Below are 21539 nucleotides of genomic sequence, written 5' to 3'. Positions count from 1 at the left end.
TCATGATGTATAAAAAGGAATTTATCAAACAACTAACCGGCATGTTTGTCTGTATGATGCTGTGGCTGGCACCCGCCGCCACAGCACAGTCACAGGGAAACACTATAACGGGAACGGTTACTTCGGCAGAAAACCGTCAACCACTGCCAGGCGTCACCGTTAGACTAAAGGGCACACAAACAGCCACTATCACCGATGAAAAAGGTCGCTATACCCTGAAACTGCCGGCTGCCGCAGACAAACTGCTTTTCTCCTATACCGGTCATGTCGCCCGGGAAGAGAGTATCAGCCACCGCAGCGTTATCGACGTATCTATGGTGATGGAAACGAAGAACATCAGCGACGTCGTGGTGGTGGGTTATGCTACCGTCAGAAGAAAAGACCTTACCGGGGCCGTTTCTTCCGTTAATGCCAGACAGCTGAAAGATATTCCTGTCAACTCCGCCGCAGAAGCGCTTACCGGCCGTCTTGCCGGCGTGCAGATCACCTCCTCGGAAGGCAAACCCGGCTCCGATTTCACCATTAAAGTACGGGGCGGCGGGTCCGTCACACAAGACAACGCCCCCCTCTATATCATCGATGGCGTGCAGGTGGAGGACGGATTTGCCGGCATCGCGCCACAGGACATCGAATCCGTAGACGTGCTCAAAGATGCTTCTGCCACCGCGATATACGGCGCCCGTGGCGCCAACGGCGTAGTGATCATCACCACCAAAAACGGAAAAGAAGGTAAAACCATCGTCAGTTACAACGGCACTGTCGGCATACGCCGCCTGCCAAAGGAACTGAAAGTACTGTCACCCTATGAGTTTGTACAGTACCAATACGAAAGAAGCCGCGGCCTTACCGCCGACAGCCTCTCCTTTGCCAATATCTACGGGGAAGACCTGGAGAAATACAAGTCCGTTCCCACCATCGACTGGCAAGACAACGTCTTCGGCCGAAAAGCCCTGATGCAGACACATAACGTAAGCATCGCCGGAGGCACCAAAAGCACCCGGTTCAATCTCTCTTATACCAACAACCAGGAAGAAGGCATTATGCTCGATGCAGGACTAAAACGCAACCTCATCAATTTTAAACTGGACCATAAAGCGAATGACAAACTACGTATAGGTCTTAACGTAAGATACAGCGATGAAACCATCAGCGGCGCCGGCTCTTCCAATGAAGGCGCCTCCGCCTACAACGGTCTGCGGCACGCTATCAAATACCGCCCTTTTAATCTTGATAATACCAACGCTGAAGAAGAAGACGATACAGATTACTATAACGATACCAACGCCGGCAACGGTCTTGGTATCATCAACCCGGTGCTGCTCAGCAACGCGCAATACCGGCGAAGATATACCCGCGTATTCAACATCGGTGGTTACCTTAACTACACCTTCAACAAAAATTTCTCTTTCCGCTCCACCATCGGATATGACCGCAACAGCCAGGAACTGAACGCCTTCGATGGCTCCGTCACGTCCAATTCCAGGCTCAACGGCGCCAACCTGCCGCTCATCAGCAATATACTCACCAATCGCAGCTCACTGAACAACTCCAACGTGGTCACCTATACGAACAGAGCAAAAAACGGGCATCATGTGCAGGCGTTGCTCGGTGAGGAAACATATACCGCCCGGTCCAATATGCTGGACAACGAGCTGCGTTACTTCCCCGCCGGCATCACGCCGGAAAAGGCTTTTGCGCAGTTCAACCTCGGGCAGACAGTCCCGCTCTTTCCTAAAACAACAGTGCTCGAAAGCAGCCTGTTGTCTTTCTTTGGAAAAATCAATTACGATTACCAGGACAAATATCTGTTCAGCGCCAGCCTCCGTGCAGACGGCTCGTCTAAATTCGCGCCGGACAAACGCTGGGGGTACTTCCCTGCCGCAGCGCTCTCCTGGCGGATATCACAGGAAGCCTTTATGCGTGAAGTGCATTTTATTTCCGACCTGAAACTACGCGTAAGCTACGGCCTCGCCGGCAACAACCGCATCGGTGATTATCTCTACCTGAACACCTACGCCGCCAACGCACAATATGCCCTGAACGAACAGATCACACCCGGTTATGCCTCCAATAGCCTCGCCAACAAAAACCTGAAATGGGAAACCACCGTATCACGGAACATCGGACTGGACGCGGCTTTCTTCAAAGACAGACTGCAATTCACCGCAGACCTGTATTACAACAAAGTAAAAGACCTGCTCATCCCCATCCGCATTCCCACCAGTTCGGGCTACCTGGAACAACTGCAGAACGTAGGCACCACTTCCAACAAAGGCATAGAACTGCAACTGGCTGCTACCATTATACAGAAAAATGATTTCAGCTGGACATCCACCTTCAACATTGCCTTTAACCGCAACAAGGTGGAATCGCTCTCCGGATACCTGACACAGTTCTATAAAAACTCCGGTTGGGGCATCTCCGGACAGCCCGCCGATTTCATCATCAGGACCGGCGAGCCTGTTGGGTCCATGTACGGTTTTGTGAATGATGGTTTTTATACCCTGAATGATTTTAACTACGACGCCAGTACGAAAATATACAGCCTGAAACCAGGCGTAACAGACGTATCTTCCGCAATCGGCGTTGCACAGCCCGGATGGATGAAACTAAAAGACCTCAATGGCGACGGCATCATCGATGAAAACGATAAAACCATTATCGGCAATGCCAATCCCACCTGCAGCGGAGGCCTTAACCAGCAGTTTTCGTATAAAAATTTTGATCTGAGCGTGTTCCTGAATTTCGTGGTCGGCAACAGCATCCTGAATGCCAACAAAGTGGAATTTACCAACGCCTATTCCCGACATACCAACATGCTGGGCATCATGGAAAACCGCTGGCGCACCATCGACAACAATGGTAAAGTCATACAACAGGTCATCACCGTTGGCGGCAGGCAGGTGGTCACCGGAGCGTCGCCGGAAGAACTGGCAGCAGTGAACGGCAACGCTAAAATATGGATGCCCATCTCCGGCGCTGGCGCTTTCTATCCTACCTCCTGGGCAGTGGAAGACGGTTCTTTCCTGCGAATCAACAATATCACCATCGGCTATACGTTTCCGGCGAAATGGCTGGGCAGGGCAAAGATCGGCAGTCTGCGGATTTACGCTACCGGCAATAATCTGGCCGTGCTCACCCGTTACACCGGATATGACCCGGAAGTGAACTCCCGCCGTTCCACGCCCATCACGCCGGGAGTAGATTATGCCGCATATCCCCGCAGCCGCTCTTTCTTTTTTGGTTTAAATCTGACATTATGAAGATGATGAAGATAATTTACTACACAGGATGTATCGCGATGCTGATGACAGCTGTTGCCTGTAAGAAATTCCTTGACAAGGAACCATCCTCCGCTTTCGACGAGCGGTATATCTTCAGCGATGTGCCCAACGCCACCAGCGCCGTTATCGGCGCCTATGAGCCGCTTACCCATCAGCAGGCCTATGGCAGCCGGTTGAGCCTTATGTATCCCTATGATAACGATGAAATGATCGGCGTGACCAACACTTCTGCTCCGGACAACAGTTCCCGCGATCTGTCCCGCTACAACCTGCAAGCCACCAACGCACAGCTGCCCGGACCTTTTCAGCAGCTGTACCTGGGCATTGAACGCGCCAACACCTGCATCAAAAACATACCGGCCATGGACCTGTACAGCAAAGGCAGCGCCGCCGAACAGCAGCAGTTGCGCCGGCTGCATGGCGAAGCGCTCACCCTTCGCGCGCAGTACTACTTTGAGCTGATCAGGAACTGGGGAGATGTGCCCGCACAATTTGAGCCGTCCATCGATCAGCCGGATTTATTTTTGGCCAAAACCGATCGCGACACCATCTATGGCCGTATGCTCAGTGACCTCAAGGTGGCCGCAGACCTTGTTCCGTGGCGCAACGAGCCAGGCGTGGCAGCAGATGAAAGGATCACCAAAGGCGCCGTAAAAGGCTTACGCGCGCGCATTGCATTGTTCAGAGGAGGCTACTCCCTTCGTCGCGCCTCCCGCAAAATGGAGCGCACCGCAGATTACATTGAATATTACAAAATTGCCCGCGATGAATGCGCTGATATCATGCAGCGCCGCGACAAACACACCCTGAACCCTGTTTTCCAGGCGGTATTCAAAGACGGACTGGATGCATATAAACTTGACCTTTACGGGGAAGTGATGTTTGAAATAGCCATGGCCGTTGGTTTAACCGGCAATCTGGGTTACTATGACGGTCCCCGTTTCTTTGTGGCCGGCAATGCCGGTCAGCTAGGCAACAGCTCCATCCGCGTGGTCCCAACGTATTTTTACTCCTTTGATTCCCTGGACACCCGCCGCGATGTGACCACAGCTCCCTATTACAACAACGCAGACAAAACCAAGACCGTACAGACAATGGTGAATATGGTCAGCGGGAAGTTCCGTGCCGACTGGATCACACCCGCGCCTGCTACCACTGCGCAACAGCTGGGCATCAACTGGCCGGTATTACGTTTTTCCGATGTACTGCTGATGTTCGCAGAAGCCGACAATGAGCTGAACAACGGCCCCACAGCCGCCGCCATAGCGGCCTACGAAGAAGTAAGAAAAAGAGGATTTAAAGGCAATGAAAATAAAATCGGACAGACACCTTCCACCAAAGAAACTTTCTTTAACGCGCTGGTAGCAGAACGTTCATTTGAATTCGGAGGAGAAGGCATCCGCAAATATGATCTTATCCGCTGGAACCTTCTCTATCAAAAAATACAGGAAACAAGGGCCAACTATACGAAGATGATGAACCGTGAACCACCTTACAACAACCTGCCACAGGTGATGTACTACAAAACCGGTTCATCTGCCGTGATATGGGGCAACTCCCTGTATCAGCCCACTCCCGCCACCCTTCCTGCCGGTTATGCCAAAGTCAGCTGGACCAGCTCCATCACCGCCAGCTGGATCACCAATGTGGCACAACTCTTTGTACCCAATCGCAGTGAGCTGTTACCCATACCACAAACATCGCTCGAAGCCAACCATAAGCTGACACAGGATTATGGGTACTGATCATTTAGGGATTTATTAATCAATAAATCCCTAAATGCTTTAGTTCTGTCAATGCAACTTCCGCCACTTTCATAGCGCCCAATTCACTCATATGAGTATCATCTTTTTTACCATCAGGCAGCTTAGGGAAGATGCCTGGCTTTATGTGCAGGAATAACTTTTTAGAGGCTTCAGGGCCATAGCTTTCCAGCAATTCCGCTGATTTTTTATTGAGGTCTACCAGCGGCACTTTCATTTCAGCAGCCACCTCCCGTGCAACAGCGGGATAATCGCCGTGGGTATTTTCTATTTTACCGTTGCTGTCAAACTTCCGGCGGACAATGCAGGTAAACAGCACGGGACAGGCGTTTTTGGCTTTTACCTCGTTTACATAGTTGATCAGGTTCTGGCGGAAAGTAGTATGCGGATCGGTGTGCCTGGCGGTATCCGGTTTTTGGTCATTGGGACCGAACATGATGAAAACATAGTCGCCCTGTTGCACGCTGTCGATCACTTTCTGCCAGTACCCTTCTGTACGGAAGCTTTTGGAGCTTCTGCCGCTGCGGGCAGCATTATGCACTTCCACATAAGGCGGAAAAAGTGTGCGTGCCATCTGCATCCAGCCACGGATAGGATATAGACTGTCGCCTCCAAAACCGGTGAGGTATTTTTGATCGTAATCGCACATGGTGGAATCACCGATGGAGAAGATGCGTACTTTCTTTTGCTGCGGCAGGAAGCTGCATAGCAACAACGTCATGGCCGCCAATATTATCTTGGTAATGGGTAGGCGACTGCTTTTCCGTTGAGCAGCATACACGTCTTTGGGGCCCAAACGGCCTGTCAGTTTCAGGAAATTTCTGCGGTTCGCTTGCATGGGTGGTTTGTTTTCACATTAAATATAATCACTGGCGAAGAGCAATGCCAGTCTGTGGCGGATAAAAGAGCGAGAACGTTCTCGCTCTTTTATCCACCATGGGGCATTAATTTGATTATTTTGTAGGTTATGCAAGACCACCATTTTTCCCGCAGAAAATTTTTATACACCGGCGCCGTGGCATTGTCCGGCGCTATGTTGACCAGTGCCTTACCGGTACTGGGACAGGCGGCCGCAGCGCCTTTAAAAATCGGTATGATCGGCACCGGCAACCGTGGCAGCGGCATCGCCAAACTATTGCAGAAAATACCGGGCATGGAACTGATTGCCTGCTGTGATGTGATACCTGCTCATTTGCAACATGGCTTGTCGCTGGCAGCCAAAGGCGCCAAAGCCTATACCGATTACCGGCAGCTGCTGGCAGATAAAAAAGTGGAAGCCGTGGTCATTGCCACACCGCTATCGATGCATTACCCTATGGCCAAAGATGCGCTGGACGCTGGCAAACACGTTTATCTCGAAAAAACCATGACCTATGATATTCCACAGGCCTTACAACTGGCCGCCCAGGTGCGGAAAAGCGGGTTGGTACTGCAGGTAGGCCATCAGTACCGGTACTACGATCTTTATCACCGGGTAAAAGAAGTGATCGGACAAAACTGGCTGGGCAAAGTAACGCATTTTGAATGTCAGTACCACCGAAATTCCGACTGGAGAAATCCTGTCTCCGACCCGGCCATGGAGCGGTTGATCAACTGGCGCATGTACCGCGAATATTCCGGTGGGCTGATAGCGGAACTATGCGGCCATCAGATCGATATGGTCAATTATCTCCTGGATGCACATCCACTGCGTGTGGTAGGCATGGGCGGCATCGACTACTGGAAAGACGGCAGGGAAACATGGGACAATGTGCGGACCGTCTTTGAATATCCCGGTGGCGTAAAAGCCAGTGTATCTTCCATCCTCAGCAATGCCTACAAGGGCTATTCCATCAGGGTGCTTGGCAACCGCGGCACTATCGAAATACAGCGGGACAAAGCCTTTGTGTACAGCGAAGAAGGGAAAAAAGAGCTGGCGGTGGTGGATGGCGTTACAGGCGCTACCAAAACAGACCAGACAGGAGAAGGCGTACCGTTGAAATTCGGTATTCCCGGCCAGCCACAGCCGGAGCCTACCACTTCCGCGCTGCTGGCTTTCGCAGAAAGCGTCCGCAGCAACATTCCGCCAGCCTCCGGTGCGGAGACCGGCAAGATAGCCGCAATCGCCGTACATATGGCCAACAAAGCCATAGAAACGGGGATCAGTCAATCGTGGCTGCCGTCATATGATGCTTAGGAAAAAAAGTCGGATCTTTGCAGCAGATCTCACTGTGCCCCAAAGAAACCGATGCCTATGTTCAAGGTGCAAACATTCCGGCCTCATCAGCGGCTTGGCGATTACCTGCTTTCATGGCAGCTGATCACAGGAGATTTTCCCCCGAACGAAGTCAGGTACCTGACTGTGCTGCCCCATTTTATTCAGAGCATGTGGTTCAATACCGGCCCTGACAATACCTTGTATGATGTTATCAGGCAGAAATATCTTTCATCGGCCGTACTTACCGGTCCACGCAGCCGTGTCAGCGAGTGGCGCGTCAGTGGCAATATGCGGCTGCTGGCAGCACATTTCAGGCCGGGCAGCTGGCTTAAACTATTCAATAGCTCCGCACATTTATTTTGCGACCGTTGCATCGACATGACGGCATTATTCGGGCATACCGTCACCGCGTTGCTGTCAGACATCAATGCCAGCGACCATCCCCGGCAACAGGTACAACTACTGGAAGCCTGGCTGCTGGAGCAACTGACAGGTACTCCTAAAAATAGCTGCAACCTGGAAAATGCCATGCAGCTCATCCTGGCCGCCAGCGGCAATATTACCATCCGGCAACTGGAAGCACAGGCGTTCCTTACCAAACGCACACTGGAAAGGGCCTTTCTGGACCAGACAGGATTACACCTGAAGTTGTTCTGCCGGCTGGTCCGCTTCAGAAAAACAATCGACTACATGACAAGGATGCGGTACCCGCAATGGAAGTTATTAGCCCATAAAGCAGGGTATTGCGATCAAACACATTTCATCAACGAGTTCCGCTATTTTACCCATCGTTTACCGCATCAGTTCTCTGATTTCCTGCCACAACAGCCAACAGATTTTGTCACTTTTATCTGATAAGCGCCTGGTGTGTTTCCTTACATTTATGGTACCTCTCTTCCGGGTATTTTAACCATATAGTGGTTGAAGCCATACTATCACCTCAAAATTTAAAGTTATGAGTCATACACCAAACGGGGGTACCAACCGCCGCGACTTCCTCGGAAAAATGCTGACAGGCGCCACGATGCTGAGCATTCCTTCTTTCGCCGGACTGGCGCAGGAAAGCAAACATATCAGCACCAGCACCACCGATGCATGGGCCAATAAAATCAAAGGCAAGCACAGGGTAGTGTTGGACGTTCCCCGGCCGCACGAAATTTTCCCGTTTGCCTGGGCAAAAGTTTTTCTGCTGACCAACCAGGCCACCGGCACACCGGAGAAAGACTGCTGCGCCGTCATGGTACTGCGGCATGAAGCTATTCCCTACGCCATGAAAGATGAGTTGTGGGAGAAATACAAATTCGGCCAGTTGTTTAAAATCGATGATCCCAAAACCAAAGCGCCGGCCGTCCGTAATCCATTCTGGCAACCTAAGCCAGGGGATTTTAATGTACCGGGCATTGGTAATGTGGACATCGGTATTAACCAGTTACAGGACAGCGGTGTATTGTTTGCCGTATGCAATATGGCGATAACAGTATACAGCGCTATCGTGGCCAAAGAAATGGCAATGGACCCCGTGGCCATCAAAAATGAATGGCTGGCAGGTGTGTTGCCGGGCATCGATGTAGTCCCTTCCGGCATGTGGGCCATCGGGCGTGCGCAGGAAAAAAACTGCGGCTACTGTTTTGCAGGATGACAAACAGACAATGGCAGCTTGCTTTTTTAATGGGATGGTTTACTGCGCTGTACAGTTGCCGCAGAGCGGGCACGATAGACGAAAAATTATGGCAGGCGCCGGACACTGCTACCATCCCACATACGTCAACAGGCGATATGATACGCTATGGCCGGTCGCTGATAGCCCATACCGCACAATATCTTGGGCCACAGGGCAGCGTTGCTAAAATGAGCAACGGCATGAACTGCCAGAACTGCCATCTGGATGCCGGCACCAGACCGTGGGGCAATAACTACGGCAGCACTGCCGCCACCTATCCCAAGTTCAGGGCGAGGAGCGGCACGGTGGAATCCATCGCCAAAAAAGTAAACGACTGCTTTGTGAGAAGCCTCAATGGCGCCGCCCTCGACAGTAACAGCCGGGAATTACAGGCAATCATCGCCTATATACAATGGCTGGGAAAAGACCAGCCCAAAGGATATAAAACGCCAGGCAGCGGTATCCGTGATCTGCCTTATCTGCCGGTGGCCGCCGACACTGTCAAAGGCAAAGCCGTTTTTCTGCAGCAATGCCAGCGATGCCATGGCGCCAACGGTAGCGGGCAACGGCTGGCCGGTACATCGGAATACGAATACCCGCCGCTATGGGGCCCTGACAGCTATAATACCGGCGCCGGCCTATACCGGCTGTCCAGGTTTGCAGGATATGTAAAATACAATATGCCGCTCGGCACCGATCACCAACATCCCGTACTCAGCGATGAAGAAGCGTGGAACGTAGCGGCATTTGTGAACTCACAACCACGGCCGGAGAAAGCATTCCCCGCCGACTGGCCCGATATCCGCAGCAAACCGCCGGACCACCCTTTTGGCCCCTTCAGCGACAGCTTCCCTGCCACGCAGCATAAATACGGGCCCTTCGCTCCTATTGCACGGCAGCATAAAAAGTAATATCCGTTTCACCTAAAACGATCTGCTATGAAAAAGCTGTTTATAGCCCTCGCATTATTACTGGGCAGCATCACCTGCTTTGCACAGGCCGACTATAAAGTCATCTTTGATATTACCAGTAAAACACCGGAAGCACAACAAACCCTGCTCCGGCAAATGAACGGTATCCTGCAAGGCACTCCCGATGCGCAACTGGAAGTAGCCATTTACGGCGATGCACTGGATATGGTGTTGAAAGACAAGTCCACCGTAGCTCCCGCCCTGGGCGAACTAATCAACAACCATAAAAATGTAAGCTTTAAAGTATGCGGTGCTACCATGAAAAGAAACAATAAAAACGCCAGTGAATTACTGCCCGGCGTACAGGTAGTACCCGATGCTATCTATGAAATCATTACCAAACAACGGGAAGGATGGGGATATATTAAAGTGGCACACTGATTTCGTATATACGTTTATGTTATAAAAAAGCGCCGGTATTCTGTACCGGCGCTTTTAGTTATTGTCATGGATGATCACCGCTTGACAAGGCGTACCAGCCAAATCAATATAATGGAACCTATCAGTGCCACGATCAACGAGCCTATCAGGCCGTTGCCCATATGCAGCCCCAGTTTCCCGAAAAGCCAGCCACCCAGCCAGCCGCCGATGACTCCCACAATAATATCTACAATAATCCCAAACCCGTCACCACGCATAATTTTACCGGCCAGCCAGCCAGCGATGCCTCCGATAATAATAGTCCAGATCATAATGATGAGTTTTTAATGTACTCATCAATTTACGGTAAAATTTTCATGTTTATCTGTTATTTTTTGTTAATACATATTCTTAAATAGATATTTACAAATATTAAATAATTAATTTATAAAATTTTATTCCTCGAAATGACTAATTTTCACAACGTTCGCTAAAAAACTGGCAGCTTATGACAGGCCTGCAATATCCGAGAATGTATTTATATAGACGGCTGGTCCAGGCCAAACTGTTCATCGACCGGCATTATGCTGAGCCGATTGACCTCGACTGTATCGCCGACGAAGCTTATTTTTCCAAATTCCATTTCATCAAGCAGTTTAAAGCCATTTACCAGCAGACGCCCCATCAATACCTCAAAACTGTCAGAATGGAAAATGCAAAGCTGCTGTTGCAGCAGGGCACTACCGTCGCTGATACCTGTTATGCCGTCGGCTTTGAAAGCATCAGCTCTTTCAGCAACCTGTTCAAGCGCGCCAACGGTATGACACCTTCTGCCTATCTTCAACAGCAGCAGTCCCTCAAAGCACAGATAGCCGCCACTCCCCTGGCATACATACCCGGCTGTTTCGCCGAAAAATACGGATGGTCCCCAAAACAGCAATTTTGAACAAATGAAATACCGGGGCATCACCGTTCTTTGCATCAGACATAAAGACATCTCCGATGATCACACAAGTAACACACATGACGGTCTACGTGCTGGACCAAAACCGCGCACTGGATTTTTATACCAATAAACTGGGCTTCCGCGTGGTCACTGATGTGCCCATGAGCCAGGAAGCCCGCTGGCTAACCGTTTCCCCGCCGCAGCAACCGGGCCTCGAAATCGTGCTGTCTCCTGTTTCCACGGCCATGTTCAAACAGGAAACAGTGGATGTCATGACGGAACTGGTCCGCAAAGGCACTTTCGGCGTTGCCGTCCTCACCTGCGACGACATTTACGCCACCTACGAAGAAATGACAGCCAAAGGCGTGGAATTCACCAAAGCACCTAAAAAGGAATTCTATGGTACTGAAGCCATTTTCAAAGATGATTCCGGTAACTGGTTCTCCCTGGCTCAACTCACCTGAATATGAAAACAATCAACGATCCCGTTGTACGGCAGGAAATCATCAGGCGTATCAACGCCCTTCCACCCAATGCCAGCCCAGAATGGGGCCACATGACCCTCTACCAGATGCTGAAACACTGCCGCCTCTGGGAAGAAATGGCACTCGGCCACAAGACATACAAGCGTAAACTGGTCAGCTTCCTGTTCGGTAAGCTGATACTGAAACAAGTCCTCAAAGACGAAAAGCCCATGATGCGCGGTGCCTCCACCGCCGCCGCCATGAAAATCACAGGACCGGACGGTGACATCGCCGCCGAAAAAGCAACATGGATTGCACTGCTGGAATCATATGCACATACAACTGTTCCGTCGGTAACCCATCCTTTCTTCGGTAAAATGACCCGTGAGCAAATGGGACAGCTGGCTTACAAACATATTGACCACCATCTGAGGCAATTCAGGGGATAATTGCTCAGGCGGCATCAGTGGTCATCTGTGACGCCTGATGCCCCTCCATCCAGCTCACAAAATCTATTTCCTTCCTGGGCTTGAAAAAGCCCAGGATACAGTTGGGGTTACGGATACATATCTGTATGTGGGTCTTTTCAAAGAGGCCGGCGCCTTCAAATACGGGTGCGCCTTCAGTGAAAACGCCGCGGGTGGAGTCGAAAGCTCTGCAAAGAACCGATTGCTTTTCCATAATACCTGCTTTTACACCCTTCCATATTTCCCGGTGCATGAACTCAATCACCGCGCAGTCCAGATATCTTAAAACCCTGTCCCCCGACTCTTGCCACGGCAAATTCTTATTCTCCGGTAATGGCTTGCCCAATACGCTATATTTTTCCGACATGTTTTTAAAGTAAACAGACAATAATCGAAGATGCTGCGCCTCCATAAAATCACAACAATACCCAAGGTTCAACACAGCACCGATTACAGCAGGCTCCCGGATAATGCCGCGCTTTTGTTTGTCCAGCGCCCATTCCAGCGCCCTGTAATAATTATTCTCCCAGAAATAAAATCCATTGCCCAGCCAATCAAACGGCCTCCGGCTCATTTTAAACTCATCGGGATTATGCAAAAGCATGTCTCTCACCTCGGCTTCACATCCATGGAAACCGATGACGAGGTTGGGTTTAACATCGTACATCGCGATAATTATTAGGGGTTAATCTTCAAGAAACCTGGCAAAAAACAGGTTTAACATCATATATACTTATCGATGTTGGGGTCAACTTTTTTCTTTAGAAACAACTCGGCAAAAACACCCTCCAATTCTGTATATGGCTCCCTGAAGTTAGCGTCCCAATCAAGGATACCTGCTTCCACAAATGAACGTAACGCCTCCTCGCGCGTTACCTTTTCCTTAAGTTGTGCCTCTGCCAGTTCCATTAATGCATTAAATTCTGCATCACTCATAGTATAATGGTTGTACAAACAAATATATTCTTTTACTTTTTTCTCTCCAAAATTTAATCAGCACACCTTACTAAAAACATCAAAAACAACCTATAAAAAAGAGTCACAAACCATCACAACAAACTACTCACAAAACAGCCACACGACAGCAACACAGAAGATTTCACAGACAATGTCCGCAAAATTCTGATTCATTAAAAATCAGCATGATAACAACAAAATAATTCAAATAAAAAGTAGAAGGAAGGTATTACAAACGCCAACAAAAGATTTACCAGATAATAAGACTGGGTTTATCATCATACATAGCAGCTATTAAAACTGCAACCTGAAACTTCCGAACACGCCAAAATCACCGCTGCGGTTCTTCGTAGACTGCCCCGGATAAAAACGCCAAACAGCGTCTACACGAAAAAAGCGAAAAATATTATCAAAGCCGGTACCTACTTCCGTATAGATGTTACCGTTAAGGGAACGCATACCATAACGGCCATACTCCATCTGGTTATACACCCTGTTTCTGTTTGATAAATCACCGATCACTGACTTCACGTTCCAGAACTGACGCACGCCTGTCCTCCGCATGAAGGGCAACAGGTTCAGCAGCTTTCCATTAAAATTGTGTTCTATATTCACGCCGGCATAACGATCACTGAAGAACTCATATTTGTTCATCAGGCTGAAAGCTTCTTTGTTATAGTAATAAGTTTCATTGCCCGGATGTACCTGCAGCAACATAAAAGGCAGCCGGTCTGCAAAGATCTGTCCGGCATATACCATATAATTGACACGTCCCCAACCTGTCAGGTTGAACTGCTGTCGCACGCTCAGACTTAACTTGTGATATTGGTATTTGCTGTCCAGCACGCCGGAAGGCGCAAGTGAATAAGCTACTTCAGCGACCGGCAGGTTGCTGCGTACCCGCCTCGTTTTACGAAAAGTGCGTATTTCCTTCTCTCCGGGCGCATACCGGAACTTGAGCTGAAACTCAGTATTAACGGCCTTTTCATGCTCTCCCGACAGAAAGAGCTTATGCGGTGGCAGCGGATCAAAGGTAGTGTAACAGGTACGGGACACCGTACCCTGCAAGGAGAACTCCTGCGGAAACTGTTTAATGGCAGACACACGCATATCCCCCTCACGGATAAACTTCTGCGGAATGCCACGCCGCCGCACCAGCTGACCAAAGATATTGTCCAGCGACACTTCTTCGCCGTTAAATCCCCGCTGGTTATTGTCCAGATCGTCTTTATAGGAAGCGAACACCTGCCACCCGTTGTCTCCGGGCCAGGTATAAGACACCGCCATCTTGCCCTTGAGCGACTCGTCTTTCATACCATAGGCGAGATAACCATTCAACCGCCAGTTACGGCTGAATTGGGCCGTGGTCCCTAAATCAAACCGCACCCGCGGGCCCTCCACCCGGTTACGGCTCACCCACTTGTACCATGGCCCTATCTCCACTTTGCCCAGCTTGATATGTCCATCTACCAAAAAAGTAATGGTATTACTCAACCGTCTGAAAGAAGGCATTGATTTTAGTGTATCCACTAACGTTATAGCATGTTTTTCGTTGCGGGTCAATGTCTCCGGCCGGTGCTGCTCCATATAGGCCTTACCGGCAACCAGCGCGCTGTCGGCCACTACCACTTCTTCATTTCTGCGGTTGCTGTTCAGCTTCGCGGTGATAAAATCCTGATTGGTGGCAATATGATTATACAAAGTGGTCTTACGGCCAATGAACGTTGTCCTGGATTTTCCCAGAGGCGCCAATTCCACTACAAAGCGGTCTTTCGTCACCACCCATTCTTTTTCCCGTTGCTGCGTAAACTCCTGGATGATATCCAGCCGCTTTACGAAATTGATATTCACAGCACCTGCTACTGACAAACTGATTTTCTGTATGGCCCATGTGGAAGCCTGTATCCAGCAATCACCGGCAAACAGGTTCTCCCCTTCGCGCTTTGGGGTAAAAGCAAGATGATAGAACTGTTCACCATGTTGTGTAACGGTGTCCAGCCCCTTGTAGTGATAGTAGCGGTCACCCATGCTGCTGAGCGGACTGATAAACTCACGCCCAAATACAAGCATCGAATTTTGGTAAGTATTGATTTTTTGATTGATGCCTCCCAGATATTCCATCACAGATTCATTTTTGATACCGCTGCTGTTTAACGCGCGGATCTCTTCGCGTATCCGGGACGGGCTGCCGGACACGTAATAATCCGATACCGATTCACTGAGAAAAACAGGTAAAAAGGGGGCTTGCTCGGAAGTGGAATCTATCCGCTGCGTAACAAACGCATACGGTTTCATCAAACGTGATTTTTCCCAACGTTGTTTGTTGATATTGGAGACATCTATCTCCAGTTTATTATATAGTTCGGCATAATAACTATCGTAGTGGCCCGGCGCATTGGCTGCCTTATGGGCAACTATCTGCCGCCACCACACCAGTCCCTTGTCCATCCTGGCTCTCACCTCCACTCCCAACTTCATGGTGGCTTCCATTTGCACCAGCAAAGACAACATATCTGTAGCCGCCAGCGGGACCATCCTCTGGTCATATCCCACATAGCGCACTACTAGCGTATCTTCCCGGCGGGAACTCCTCGCCAGCTTAAAATAACCGGCACTGTCCGTCATCACGCCATAACCGGCGGCTTTCCAGTAAACAGTAGCGAATGGTAACGGCTCTTCTGTAAATTTGTTCACCACTTTTCCGCTCGTTATAGCAGAATGCTGTGCCCAAACCTGCATTACAGACAATAGCAAACATAACATCACCCATCCCTTCAAAGTACAGACTAAGGCTCGCAGCATCAAAATAACAGTTGTAGTACTAGTAAGACGGCAAATTTCTTCTCTCCCCCCATTGCTCCAAAAGAATTATTGAAAAGGAAGTACCGGTCATTGAAAATCTACCTGTAACTGTTTAATTGATTTTTTCCACAACTACTTTATAAACACCTTTGGTACACAACAAAACAAATATGAAACCGCTTTTATTCTTAATCTTGATAATGGGTCTGGCACCCCGTCAGGCGGCCAGTCAAACCACCAGCTACTACCTCTCCCCTCAACTATCCAGGGGAGATACTCTTTCCAATATTTATTCCCGCACCATTGCCGTGACCGGCGAAGGTTTTGCTCCCCAGGTATACCGTATCAGCGGCAGCAGCGCCTACCAGGTAACAGACGGTCACCCTACCCGGCCGGCATTTAATGAAACAGACCTGTACGACGGCCGCCCGGTAAACAGTTCCCCGACTGTCATCGGCCTGGACGGCAACAACATCTGGCAGGACAAAACCTACACCAATACCAGCGCCAGCGGACTGATGTACAACTCGCTGATCTGGGGACAGGCACCCGCACAACTGCATGAAGGCGACTCCTGGAAACACACCATCACCGTACCCTGGGAACTGGGCGGCCCCGGTACACAAACCATCACGGTAATGGCACTGGATAAAGAACATCAGACCGTCACGCTGAAAAGGGAAGGATATAGCGAAGGATTTTATGATAATGATACCAAACAGATGGACATCCATACCAATGACGGAACAAAACTGCGCGTAACAGTCAAACCAGGCACCTCCCACTGGACAGGCTACACCACCTTCCGCCAGGGTATCGTTATCAGCGACGCACTGCTGGTAACGCGGCCGGTATTGCTAACCTCCGGAGAACAACATTTCAACGGGCAACAACGACAGTATATCCTGCTCAATGCAATGCCATATCTGCCATTATAAATCTTCTGACACATCAACATGGGAAACAGTCAGGCCGTCGACGAAAGCTGGCGGCCTGACAATTACTTTTTACGGCGTCACCGTAACGCCTTTGGAACCGTAAATCATTCCATAGCCATCGTCAGTGGTTCCTGCCAGCAAAAGCGTAAAAGTGCCTGTGCTGCCAAAATCAGCCCCGGTCAATGAAATAAACGCTTTACCATCTACGATCAAATCGACATTATACCGCGCCACAACATTACCATTGTGCGTGATCACCCATTTGGCGTCCGAAGCCGGCGGCTGACCAAACAAGTTAACGGTATAGTCGTACACACCTGAAGACAGGCTGATAGTATTGGGGCCGGTCATGTTGATAAAGGCTTTCCCGGCAGCTACCGGCAATGGCGACAGTTTGTAATTGTTGGCCAGGGACGTTGCGGCGCTGAGGGACAATACGATAGCGGCGCAGGCAATGAGGGATGTTTTCATGGAGCTGTTATTTTGGATTAACGAAAATTGGTTGTATCCAAATATAGCTTAAATAGTGGCATCAGGAAAGCATAAAAAAAGGCTGGATAAGCATATCCAGCCTTTCCTTAATTATGCTACCACGCCAGCCGGTTGCTGATAGCGGGCATAGTCCGTATAGCCTTTGGCGGTACCTCCGAAGAAAGTGGACGGGTCCGGCGTATTCAGCGGCAGATCATGTTGCAAACGGTACGGCAGGTCAGGGTTAGCAATAAAGGGACGGCCAAACCCGATCAGGTCCGCCCAGCCCTGCTGTAACGCTTCTTCTGCCCTTGATTTGTTATATTTACCGGAATAGATCAGGGTGCCTTTAAATGCCTGGCGGTAAGCATTTTTGAACACAGGAGACATTACCGGAGCGTCTTCCCAGTCGGCTTCCGCGATGTGGATATACGCGATCCCGATTTCATTCAGCAGTCTGGCTGCGGCGATATATGTTTCTTCCGGGTGATCGTCTTTTGCGCCCATGAGTGTTGTCAGCGGTGCCTGGCGTACGCCCACCCTGTCTTTCCCGATGGCGGCGACAACAGCTGTAGTCACTTCTTTCAGGAAACGCAGGCGGTTTTCAAGACTACCGCCATATATGTCTGTACGTTGATTGGTTTGTGAGTCAATAAACTGTTCTATCAGGTAACCATTGGCCCCGTGCAGCTCTACGCCATCGAACCCTGCAGCGATGGCATTTTTTGCGGCCTCAGCGTAGTCGTTAATAATAGCCTCAATTTCCGGGATGGTCAGTTCCCGGGGCATAGAGTGCTGCTCCTTGCGGATACCGCCACCAGTGGGGCCTCCGCCTGTTGCGTCTATCACCACGCTCACCCCTTCCGCCAGGATGGCTGACGGTGCCACCGGCGCTGCGCCGCCGGGCTGTAAGGACACATGTGATACACGGCCCACATGCCACAACTGGGCAAATATCTTACCTCCTTCCTCGTGTACTGCCGTGGTTACTTTCCTCCACCCTGCTACCTGTGCAGCACTATAAATGCCCGGTGTCCAGGCATATCCCTGCCCCTGCCGGCTGATTTGTGTGCCTTCAGTGATGATCAGTCCCGCAGTGGCACGCTGACGGTAATAATTGGCCATGTCATCGGTGGCCACATCGCCGGCACCGGCCCTGGAGCGGGTCATGGGCGGCATCACGATCCTGTTGTTCAGTACAATATTTCCTACGGTATGTTTATTAAAAAGCATTGTCTTCAGTTTTAAGTTTTTCATTCGACAACACAAATTTCCTCCGAAATAAATCATTATACAAATAAGTTAAGTTGTACTTTTGTATCAGAAAAATGATAGATTATGAATCTGAACATGGAATGGTTGCGTACCTTCAAAACCATTTATGAAAAGGGTACCCTTACTGCGGCAGCGCAGGCGTTATATATCTCCCAGCCGGGCGTGAGCCTGCATCTCAACTCACTGGAGGTGGCCACCGGTTATAAACTGTTTGACCGCTCCGCGAAGAAAATGGTGCCTACGGAAAGGGCCAAAGTGCTCTATAATTTCATCCAGGAACCGATGGGCAGACTGGAAATGGCGGAGCAGGTATTTCACCGCAGCAGCCGCGAAGGCCGCTCTACCATCAGCATAGGCATGTGCTTTGAAACATTCCAGTTTACACTGGAAAGGTATATCTCCACCCTGCCCTTCAACGTGATAGTGAAATTCGGCCTGTACCAGGAAATGATACACGACCTCGACAAAGGGGTGCTGGACCTCATTGTGACGCCGGAAAAAGGGGAACAGACCAATTTGGAATTCAAACCTTTCTCCCGCGAGAAAATCCTCCTGGTATGTGGCGAGCGTACGAATATCAAACCACTTAAAACACTGCTGAAAGAGATCGATGTAAAAGACGAGAAAGTAAAAGCGGCAAAAATCGGAGCGCTGGAAAACTGGCTGAAACAACAGGTATGGTACAGTACCGCGGCGGACATGGACCATCTGAAGCGGTTCTGGAAAATGAACCTCCGGCAGAACATTGACTTTAAGCCTAATTATATCGTGCCCAATATCAGCTCTATTGTGCGTTGCCTGAGCGGCAATGAAGGTTTTGCCATTATACCCGATTTCCTTTGCCGGGACGAGATCAAATCCGGACAGGTGAAAGCCGTATGGGCAGGGGATGTCAAAGTGGAGAACACACTGTATTTCGGGTCGCGCAAAAAAACTATCTACAGCAAAGAAATCAAAATGGTAGAAGATATCTTTCGCAAAGAAATGGGCGCGCTGTAAAAAAAGTCAGCCGCTAATTGTTTCCAATTAACGGCTGACGTGACAGTTATAGTGAAGCAAAAATTACTTTTGTTTAGCCCACCAAAGCGGCGTGGTCACATCTTCTGTACCGCCCAGTGCCTGTACGGCCTGATCATAGCCCTTGCCATTGGCATTTCTCATGACAGAAGGATACTTGATACGCTGCGGATAAAACTTAACGTTGCTGGTCATATAGTTGCCATTGTTCAATCCCGGCAGGCCAAGTATTGGTTGCTCAACGTTCGGTGTTTCAAAGAAGGGCAGACCGAGCCTGCGCTGATCGCTCCATGCTTCCAGTGGCAGCCATGGCATATTAGCGATGTATTTCTGTGTAATAACCTTGGTTAACAGGTCATTCTTCACACTACCGTTTTTATACAGGTTATTAACCGGATACTTAATGGCAACAGTGCCGGGAGTATTGGTATAACCGTTTTTGAAGTTCATGGTGTGCGCAGCCGGAGGCTCAGCAGTATGGTCCCAGCTAACGGAAGTTCCCACGTTATTGAAATCGGTAGAAGCCAGGTAAGCGCCCACAAACTGGGAAACGCCCCAGTATTCAAAGTTCTGCGTGATACCTTTTTCGTAAGCCGCTTTGCCGGACATCGGTACGTTCCATCCTCTCACCGCCGCTTCAGCGATCAGGAAATGTGTTTCCCACGGAGCAAAGAAGATACGTTTGCTGGTGCTGGTACGGAACTGCTGCGTCATGCGCGGAGCGCCACCAGGCCAGTAATACCAGCGGTTAAGTGTGCCTTTCGCGCCCCAGTCGCCATCTGTCTGGCCATTCCAGGCCATTTTACCGTCCAGCAGCACTGCGGTGTCTTTATCATTTTTCATCAGGGCACGCGCTGTTCTCTTCCATGCATTTTCATTATAGGAAGGATAACGGGAGAAATTCGGATTGGAGAAATCTCCTGCAGGGATAAACGCTTTGTAAGCACGCGGATCGATGGTTTGTGGCAAACCATCAAACCAGAAGCCCGCCAGCGGATCACTGGAAGTGGTCGGGAAGTGGTCTGTCAGCTGTAAGCCCGCCCAGTCAGCAGCCCTGATATATGGCTGATAAACCGGATCAGTGAGCTGGTCTGCCGTTTTCACGCCACCAAGGCCGTTATAGATATTCTCCAGGGTGGTGGTCATCAGCTGTTCGTCCCACTCACGGCTCATTACACCGGTAAGCGCATCCCATCCTGGTTTTTCCTGTACCTGGAAAGTCTGGCTCATGTCGGTGATCAGATTACCGGCAGCCGCATCTTCAAATTCCGCTTTGGCTTTAGCAGCGTCTACTTCAGACAAACGCATGGCCAGGCGCAAGCGCAGGGAGTTTGCATAACGCTGCCATTTTTTGAAATCATAACCGTAGGCGGGGTCCAGCTTCGCAAGGGCATCACCAGGTGTCTGAGTGGTGTTCAGCTTGGTGCTGGCGTCTTTCAGCTCAGACAGGATAAAGTAATACACGTCTTTTACGCTGGCAAAATCCGGGTTTGCACCACTGGAATACCCCTGTATTGCTATAGGACCGTAGTTATCGGACATCTCGCTCAACAAATATGCGCGCCAGATACGCGACACCTGCAACAGGTTCGCCGTATATTCGTTGATGTTACCTGTCTTTATCTTTTTTTCACCCAACTCAACGGCAGCATTAATACTGGTCAGCCAGCTGGATATCTGTGTATAATAAGCGCCGGACCAGCCGTCGTTGTTATTGCCGGAAGTAATGCCGTCGTCCAGTTGCTGGTGAGCGGCAGCTTTCCAGATCAGCACGAATGAACGTTCAGCCACGTCCGGGTCCATCTGGGCGGCGATAATAGAACTATTGATGAGGAACTCCTCCTGGACCTGGCTTTCGCTGGCCTGTTTGGGATTCTGATTGATATCATCAAATTTGCTACAGGCAGACAGTAACATGGAAAACGCTGCCAATGCCACGCCTGATTTTATGAATATTTTCTTCATGT

20 protein-coding genes are annotated in these 21539 nt (G+C 49.9%); 12 read left to right on the top strand and 8 right to left on the bottom strand.

Annotation, left to right across the window (positions count from 1 at the left end; all coding sequences use genetic code 11):
- The first annotated feature begins 2 nt into the window (after nt 1-2).
- Nucleotides 3-3263 carry a SusC/RagA family TonB-linked outer membrane protein gene (locus ACTJJS_RS00195; protein ID WP_440661933.1) on the top strand — a complete coding sequence of 1087 codons (3261 nt, stop codon included), beginning with the start codon at nt 3-5 and terminating at the stop codon, nt 3261-3263.
- Between the two features lie 2 nt (nt 3264-3265).
- A complete protein-coding gene (locus ACTJJS_RS00190; RefSeq protein WP_440661932.1) occupies nt 3266-5029 on the top strand; it encodes a RagB/SusD family nutrient uptake outer membrane protein in 1764 nt (587 codons plus the stop codon).
- Nucleotides 5030-5048: 19 nt separating this feature from the next.
- Here ACTJJS_RS00190 and ACTJJS_RS00185 read toward each other — a convergent pair whose 3' ends face one another.
- The gene (locus ACTJJS_RS00185; protein ID WP_440661931.1) at nt 5049-5885 is read right to left on the bottom strand and encodes a rhamnogalacturonan acetylesterase; all 837 of its coding nucleotides are present in this window, start codon (nt 5883-5885) and stop codon (nt 5049-5051) included.
- 129 nt (nt 5886-6014) lie between these two features.
- Between ACTJJS_RS00185 and ACTJJS_RS00180 the strand changes: the two genes are divergently transcribed.
- The 5 genes from ACTJJS_RS00180 to ACTJJS_RS00160 all read left to right on the top strand — a co-directional run bounded on the left by ACTJJS_RS00180 (nt 6015) and on the right by ACTJJS_RS00160 (nt 10256).
- Complete coding sequence (locus ACTJJS_RS00180) at nt 6015-7223, top strand: Gfo/Idh/MocA family protein (protein ID WP_440661930.1); 1209 nt, start codon at nt 6015-6017, stop codon at nt 7221-7223.
- Between the two features lie 57 nt (nt 7224-7280).
- Nucleotides 7281-8099 (top strand): helix-turn-helix domain-containing protein, encoded by an 819-nt coding sequence (locus tag ACTJJS_RS00175; RefSeq protein WP_440661929.1) that lies wholly within the window; start codon nt 7281-7283, stop codon nt 8097-8099.
- 100 nt (nt 8100-8199) lie between these two features.
- Entirely contained in the window at nt 8200-8883 is a 684-nt protein-coding gene (locus tag ACTJJS_RS00170; RefSeq protein WP_440661928.1) for a hypothetical protein, read from the top strand.
- A complete protein-coding gene (locus tag ACTJJS_RS00165; RefSeq protein ID WP_440661927.1) occupies nt 8880-9815 on the top strand; it encodes a c-type cytochrome in 936 nt (311 codons plus the stop codon). The genes ACTJJS_RS00170 and ACTJJS_RS00165 overlap by 4 nt, the downstream gene beginning before the upstream one ends.
- A 27-nt stretch (nt 9816-9842) precedes the next feature.
- The gene (locus ACTJJS_RS00160) at nt 9843-10256 is read left to right on the top strand and encodes a DsrE family protein (RefSeq protein ID WP_168869871.1); all 414 of its coding nucleotides are present in this window, start codon (nt 9843-9845) and stop codon (nt 10254-10256) included.
- A 74-nt stretch (nt 10257-10330) separates the two neighbouring features.
- On the opposite strand, the gene ACTJJS_RS00155 is transcribed toward ACTJJS_RS00160, so the two are convergent.
- Nucleotides 10331-10567, bottom strand: coding sequence for a GlsB/YeaQ/YmgE family stress response membrane protein (locus tag ACTJJS_RS00155; protein WP_168869872.1), 237 nt, complete (start codon nt 10565-10567; stop codon nt 10331-10333).
- Between the two features lie 200 nt (nt 10568-10767).
- Here ACTJJS_RS00155 and ACTJJS_RS00150 point away from each other — a divergent pair, with 200 nt between their 5' ends.
- The 3 genes from ACTJJS_RS00150 to ACTJJS_RS00140 are packed head-to-tail and all read left to right on the top strand — an operon-like array spanning nt 10768 to nt 12094.
- On the top strand, nt 10768-11181 hold the full coding sequence (locus ACTJJS_RS00150) for a helix-turn-helix domain-containing protein (RefSeq protein WP_211092547.1): 414 nt from the start codon (nt 10768-10770) through the stop codon (nt 11179-11181).
- A gap of 56 nt (nt 11182-11237) precedes the next feature.
- Nucleotides 11238-11645 carry a VOC family protein gene (locus ACTJJS_RS00145; protein WP_168869874.1) on the top strand — a complete coding sequence of 136 codons (408 nt, stop codon included), beginning with the start codon at nt 11238-11240 and terminating at the stop codon, nt 11643-11645.
- Nucleotides 11646-11647: 2 nt separating this feature from the next.
- Nucleotides 11648-12094, top strand: coding sequence for a DUF1569 domain-containing protein (locus ACTJJS_RS00140; RefSeq protein ID WP_440661926.1), 447 nt, complete (start codon nt 11648-11650; stop codon nt 12092-12094).
- Nucleotides 12095-12098: 4 nt separating this feature from the next.
- Here ACTJJS_RS00140 and ACTJJS_RS00135 read toward each other — a convergent pair whose 3' ends face one another.
- The 3 genes from ACTJJS_RS00135 to ACTJJS_RS00125 all read right to left on the bottom strand — a co-directional run bounded on the left by ACTJJS_RS00135 (nt 12099) and on the right by ACTJJS_RS00125 (nt 15763).
- Nucleotides 12099-12779, bottom strand: a complete 681-nt coding sequence (locus tag ACTJJS_RS00135; RefSeq protein WP_440661925.1) for a hypothetical protein — start codon at nt 12777-12779, stop codon at nt 12099-12101.
- A 56-nt stretch (nt 12780-12835) separates the two neighbouring features.
- Nucleotides 12836-13048, bottom strand: coding sequence for a hypothetical protein (locus tag ACTJJS_RS00130; RefSeq protein WP_168869877.1), 213 nt, complete (start codon nt 13046-13048; stop codon nt 12836-12838).
- A gap of 315 nt (nt 13049-13363) precedes the next feature.
- Nucleotides 13364-15763: a DUF5686 family protein gene (locus tag ACTJJS_RS00125; protein ID WP_440661924.1), complete on the bottom strand. Its 2400-nt coding sequence runs from the start codon at nt 15761-15763 to the stop codon at nt 13364-13366.
- A 308-nt stretch (nt 15764-16071) separates the two neighbouring features.
- Here ACTJJS_RS00125 and ACTJJS_RS00120 point away from each other — a divergent pair, with 308 nt between their 5' ends.
- Nucleotides 16072-16809 (top strand): hypothetical protein, encoded by a 738-nt coding sequence (locus ACTJJS_RS00120; protein WP_440661923.1) that lies wholly within the window; start codon nt 16072-16074, stop codon nt 16807-16809.
- A 69-nt stretch (nt 16810-16878) separates the two neighbouring features.
- Here ACTJJS_RS00120 and ACTJJS_RS00115 read toward each other — a convergent pair whose 3' ends face one another.
- Both ACTJJS_RS00115 and ACTJJS_RS00110 read right to left on the bottom strand, forming a co-directional pair.
- A complete protein-coding gene (locus ACTJJS_RS00115) occupies nt 16879-17280 on the bottom strand; it encodes a hypothetical protein (protein ID WP_440661922.1) in 402 nt (133 codons plus the stop codon).
- Nucleotides 17281-17391: 111 nt separating this feature from the next.
- Nucleotides 17392-18513: an alkene reductase gene (locus ACTJJS_RS00110; RefSeq protein ID WP_440661921.1), complete on the bottom strand. Its 1122-nt coding sequence runs from the start codon at nt 18511-18513 to the stop codon at nt 17392-17394.
- A 105-nt stretch (nt 18514-18618) separates the two neighbouring features.
- Here ACTJJS_RS00110 and ACTJJS_RS00105 point away from each other — a divergent pair, with 105 nt between their 5' ends.
- The gene (locus tag ACTJJS_RS00105; protein ID WP_343745360.1) at nt 18619-19554 is read left to right on the top strand and encodes a LysR family transcriptional regulator; all 936 of its coding nucleotides are present in this window, start codon (nt 18619-18621) and stop codon (nt 19552-19554) included.
- Nucleotides 19555-19617: 63 nt separating this feature from the next.
- Here the strand turns inward: ACTJJS_RS00105 and ACTJJS_RS00100 are convergent, their stop codons facing one another.
- Entirely contained in the window at nt 19618-21537 is a 1920-nt protein-coding gene (locus tag ACTJJS_RS00100) for a SusD/RagB family nutrient-binding outer membrane lipoprotein (RefSeq protein ID WP_440661920.1), read from the bottom strand.
- Between the last annotated feature and the right edge of the window lie 2 nt (nt 21538-21539).

The organism is Chitinophaga sp. 22308, from assembly GCF_052045305.1.
Lineage (GTDB): Bacteria > Bacteroidota > Bacteroidia > Chitinophagales > Chitinophagaceae > Chitinophaga > Chitinophaga varians_A.
Note: the sequence above shows the minus strand (reverse complement) of the source record. Positions and strands in the feature narration are given on the sequence as shown.

What these genes read in the sequence shown, in the direction of transcription:
- ACTJJS_RS00195 (WP_440661933.1), top strand. Translation starts at nt 3, where the DNA reads ATGATGTATAAAAAGGAATTTATCAAACAACTAACCGGCATGTTTGTC.
- ACTJJS_RS00190 (WP_440661932.1), top strand. Translation starts at nt 3,266, where the DNA reads ATGATGAAGATAATTTACTACACAGGATGTATCGCGATGCTGATGACA.
- ACTJJS_RS00185 (WP_440661931.1), bottom strand. Translation starts at nt 5,885, where the DNA reads ATGCAAGCGAACCGCAGAAATTTCCTGAAACTGACAGGCCGTTTGGGC.
- ACTJJS_RS00180 (WP_440661930.1), top strand. Translation starts at nt 6,015, where the DNA reads ATGCAAGACCACCATTTTTCCCGCAGAAAATTTTTATACACCGGCGCC.
- ACTJJS_RS00175 (WP_440661929.1), top strand. Translation starts at nt 7,281, where the DNA reads ATGTTCAAGGTGCAAACATTCCGGCCTCATCAGCGGCTTGGCGATTAC.
- ACTJJS_RS00170 (WP_440661928.1), top strand. Translation starts at nt 8,200, where the DNA reads ATGAGTCATACACCAAACGGGGGTACCAACCGCCGCGACTTCCTCGGA.
- ACTJJS_RS00165 (WP_440661927.1), top strand. Translation starts at nt 8,880, where the DNA reads ATGACAAACAGACAATGGCAGCTTGCTTTTTTAATGGGATGGTTTACT.
- ACTJJS_RS00160 (WP_168869871.1), top strand. Translation starts at nt 9,843, where the DNA reads ATGAAAAAGCTGTTTATAGCCCTCGCATTATTACTGGGCAGCATCACC.
- ACTJJS_RS00155 (WP_168869872.1), bottom strand. Translation starts at nt 10,567, where the DNA reads ATGATCTGGACTATTATTATCGGAGGCATCGCTGGCTGGCTGGCCGGT.
- ACTJJS_RS00150 (WP_211092547.1), top strand. Translation starts at nt 10,768, where the DNA reads ATGTATTTATATAGACGGCTGGTCCAGGCCAAACTGTTCATCGACCGG.
- ACTJJS_RS00145 (WP_168869874.1), top strand. Translation starts at nt 11,238, where the DNA reads ATGATCACACAAGTAACACACATGACGGTCTACGTGCTGGACCAAAAC.
- ACTJJS_RS00140 (WP_440661926.1), top strand. Translation starts at nt 11,648, where the DNA reads ATGAAAACAATCAACGATCCCGTTGTACGGCAGGAAATCATCAGGCGT.
- ACTJJS_RS00135 (WP_440661925.1), bottom strand. Translation starts at nt 12,779, where the DNA reads ATGTACGATGTTAAACCCAACCTCGTCATCGGTTTCCATGGATGTGAA.
- ACTJJS_RS00130 (WP_168869877.1), bottom strand. Translation starts at nt 13,048, where the DNA reads ATGAGTGATGCAGAATTTAATGCATTAATGGAACTGGCAGAGGCACAA.
- ACTJJS_RS00120 (WP_440661923.1), top strand. Translation starts at nt 16,072, where the DNA reads ATGGGTCTGGCACCCCGTCAGGCGGCCAGTCAAACCACCAGCTACTAC.
- ACTJJS_RS00115 (WP_440661922.1), bottom strand. Translation starts at nt 17,280, where the DNA reads ATGAAAACATCCCTCATTGCCTGCGCCGCTATCGTATTGTCCCTCAGC.
- ACTJJS_RS00110 (WP_440661921.1), bottom strand. Translation starts at nt 18,513, where the DNA reads ATGCTTTTTAATAAACATACCGTAGGAAATATTGTACTGAACAACAGG.
- ACTJJS_RS00105 (WP_343745360.1), top strand. Translation starts at nt 18,619, where the DNA reads ATGAATCTGAACATGGAATGGTTGCGTACCTTCAAAACCATTTATGAA.
- ACTJJS_RS00100 (WP_440661920.1), bottom strand. Translation starts at nt 21,537, where the DNA reads ATGAAGAAAATATTCATAAAATCAGGCGTGGCATTGGCAGCGTTTTCC.